The 2,637-nt window shown below is 71.3% G+C and carries 1 protein-coding gene; it reads left to right on the top strand.

What is annotated here, in order from left to right:
* Window positions 1-478 precede the first annotated feature (478 nt).
* On the top strand, window positions 479-2,452 hold the full coding sequence (locus tag EGM46_RS14435) for a VCBS repeat-containing protein (protein WP_125100816.1): 1,974 nt from the start codon (window positions 479-481) through the stop codon (window positions 2,450-2,452).
* The last annotated feature ends 185 nt before the right edge of the window (window positions 2,453-2,637 follow it).

Raw genomic sequence — 2,637 nt, 5'->3', positions numbered from 1 at the left:
ACGGCCTCAAGCTCAGGGGAGAGGGTCTCGGTCATGAGGTTCCTTTTCGCGAGTGGGGGTGGTGGGGCGACGGCGCGCCACCGAGAACATACTGCCATGTGAAATTGTATAGCGCGGAGCGTGGCCGCGGCCAGAGCGCTCCGCACATGCGGAACGTGACCGGGCCCAGTTTCTCACGCGGGTATCGCGCCCGGCGTGCAAATCCTGAACGGCCTACCGCGCTGGGGNTATCGCGCCCGGCGTGCAAATCCTGAACGGCCTACCGCGCTGGGGCTGTGCGGAAATGCGGGCGGACCGGTGCGTGTGGGGCCGGTCGGGGACCCTCGTGTTTCACCCGCGCGCAACGCGCCCGGGTGGCACGATTCAATTCATCAGATCAAGGTAAGGGTATGCTGAATGGCCGCCGCCGCCGCCGCTGCCGCCGCCGCTGCCGCTGCCGCTGCCGCTGCGGCGATCCCGTTCGTGTGAAAGGACCCATGTGAATTCCCAACCCTGGTCGCGCCGCCGACGCGTCCGTCCCGTTGTGGCGTACGTCGCGCTCACTCTCGCGATCCCCGGCGCGGCGCTCATCGCGTCGCCGGCTGCCGCGCTGCCGGCTGCCCCGTCGCCCGCGGCCATGCGGACGTTGGCTCCACACGCCACAGCTTCGGGCTCCGTCGTGGGGGACCGGTCGATCTCCGGGCCGGTCGGATCCGCGTTCGGGTCGACCGCGTCGCAGGCGCGGTGCGATGTGAACGGCGATGGTGTCCCGGACCTCGCAGTGGGAACGTACGCCACGTTTGATTTAACGCCCGGCGCGACGGGCGCATATGTACTCCTCGGTGCGAACGCGGCTGCGCCGTCCGGGGCGATCGATGACGCTGCGCCGATCCGGATCATCGATACCGCCCGCAACATGATGGGCGGGCTTGATGTGCGGTGCGCGGGCGACGTGAACGGGGACGGGATCGACGATCTTGTCGCGGTGGCTCAGGCCGCTGGCGCGTTCATTGTGTATGGCTCGCAGGACTTCGGTGAGGTACGCCTGGACGAACTCGGCGACCGCGGGCACGTGGTGCTCGGGGGCATCACCCGCGCGAACGGGGTGGGCGACGTCGACGGTGATGGCCGCGATGAGGTCGCGGCGACGGACACGAGCGGGGCGGTGACGATCCTGCACGCCGAAACGCTCGGCGCGGAGACAGCACTCGCCGAGACGGTCGGCCCGCGGATCGCGGGATCGGGCATCGACCTGGTGTCGGTGAGCCGCGCCGGTGACATGAACGGCGACGGTCGCGAGGACCTCGCGGTGGGGGCCGCATCGTGGCGGGCACCCGGGGCGGCGAGCTTTGCGACGGGGGCGATCTGGGTGCTCACCGACGTGAGCGCTGACGTGCGGGTGGGCGCGGATCCCGTGCCTGGCTTCCGGATTGATGGGCCGCCGCGCGGGTACGACCTGCTCGGCACGTCGACCGTGGGGCTCGGCGACGTCACGGGCGACGGCTTCGACGATCTGCTGATCGGTGGGGAGTCGGATGATCCCAAGCCCGGAAGCGCCGTCGTGGTGACGGGCGGACCGGACGGTGTGAACGTGGTGACGGATCCGCTCGTGACGAGCGGCCCGGCTGTGCGCGCCGCGGGCACCGAGGTGCAGCGCGGCTGGTGGCTGAACGGCATCGCCTCGGGCGATCACTTCGGGCACGCGGTCGGTGCGGTGCCGATGTCGGGGTGGGCGATGCTGCTGGTGGGCGGCATGGACGGCACCCCGGATCCGGATCGCGCGGGATCCGGCTACGTGCTTGCCCTGGATTCGCGCGCACTCATCGACGGTCGGGCTGGGGCCTCGGCCTCGGGCGTGTTCGACACGGAGTCGCTGCTCGCACCGCACGACACGGACGCAGCGGGCGTTGAGCCCGCTGCAGCTGATTCTGCTGCTGGTTCTGCCGGTGCTGAGCCGGCTGGTGCAGTCCAACAGCGCGCGACGCCCGAGGGTGCGTCCCTGATCGTGGGCGCGCACGCGGATGCGCGGCTGGGGCGGGCGTTCGCCGACCTTACCGCGGATCCCGAGGGGGACCGAGTGGTGTTCGCAGCGGGCGCGCCGGCCCTCTTCAGCGAGGTTGACCCCGCTGTGCGTCTGCTCGAGCTTGTCGCGCCGGCGCCGCCGGTCACGCCGGAGCCGGAGCCTGAGCCTAAGCCGGAACCGGAGCCTGAGCCGGAACCTAAGCCCGAGCCCGAGCCCGAGCCCGAGCCCGAGCCCGAGCCCGAGCCGGGCAGCGTGTCTGAGACGACGGGCGGTGCCGGCACTTCGCGTCCTGATGCCGGGACCGCTGCGCTCGCGCAGACGGGTGGCAGCGACGCGGAGCTGTGGGGTACGGCTGGGATCGGGGCGCTGGGCGCCGCGGCTGGCGCGGTGCTCCTTGCCCGGGCACGCACTGCGCGGGTGCGTGCCTCCACCGGTGATGGGTTGGGCTAAGCTCGGCTGAGCTGAGCTGAGCTGAGCCTGCTCGTGGGGGTCGCCCCCGCGCGACACCGTGCGTGTGGTGCGGGGGCGCTGCTGCGTCACCGAGTCGGGTCAGAAAGGTATCGTGTTGGGGTCGCCCGAAGTGCTAGCGGGCTTCGCAGCATCCGCGGCATCCACAGCATCCGAGGCATCTGGGG

Source organism: Leucobacter chromiireducens, assembly GCF_003917135.1.
In the GTDB taxonomy this organism is placed as follows: Bacteria; Actinomycetota; Actinomycetes; order Actinomycetales; family Microbacteriaceae; genus Leucobacter; species Leucobacter chromiireducens_A.
The sequence above is the reverse complement of the archived record's forward strand: the minus strand, read 5'-3'. Positions and strand labels throughout refer to the sequence as shown.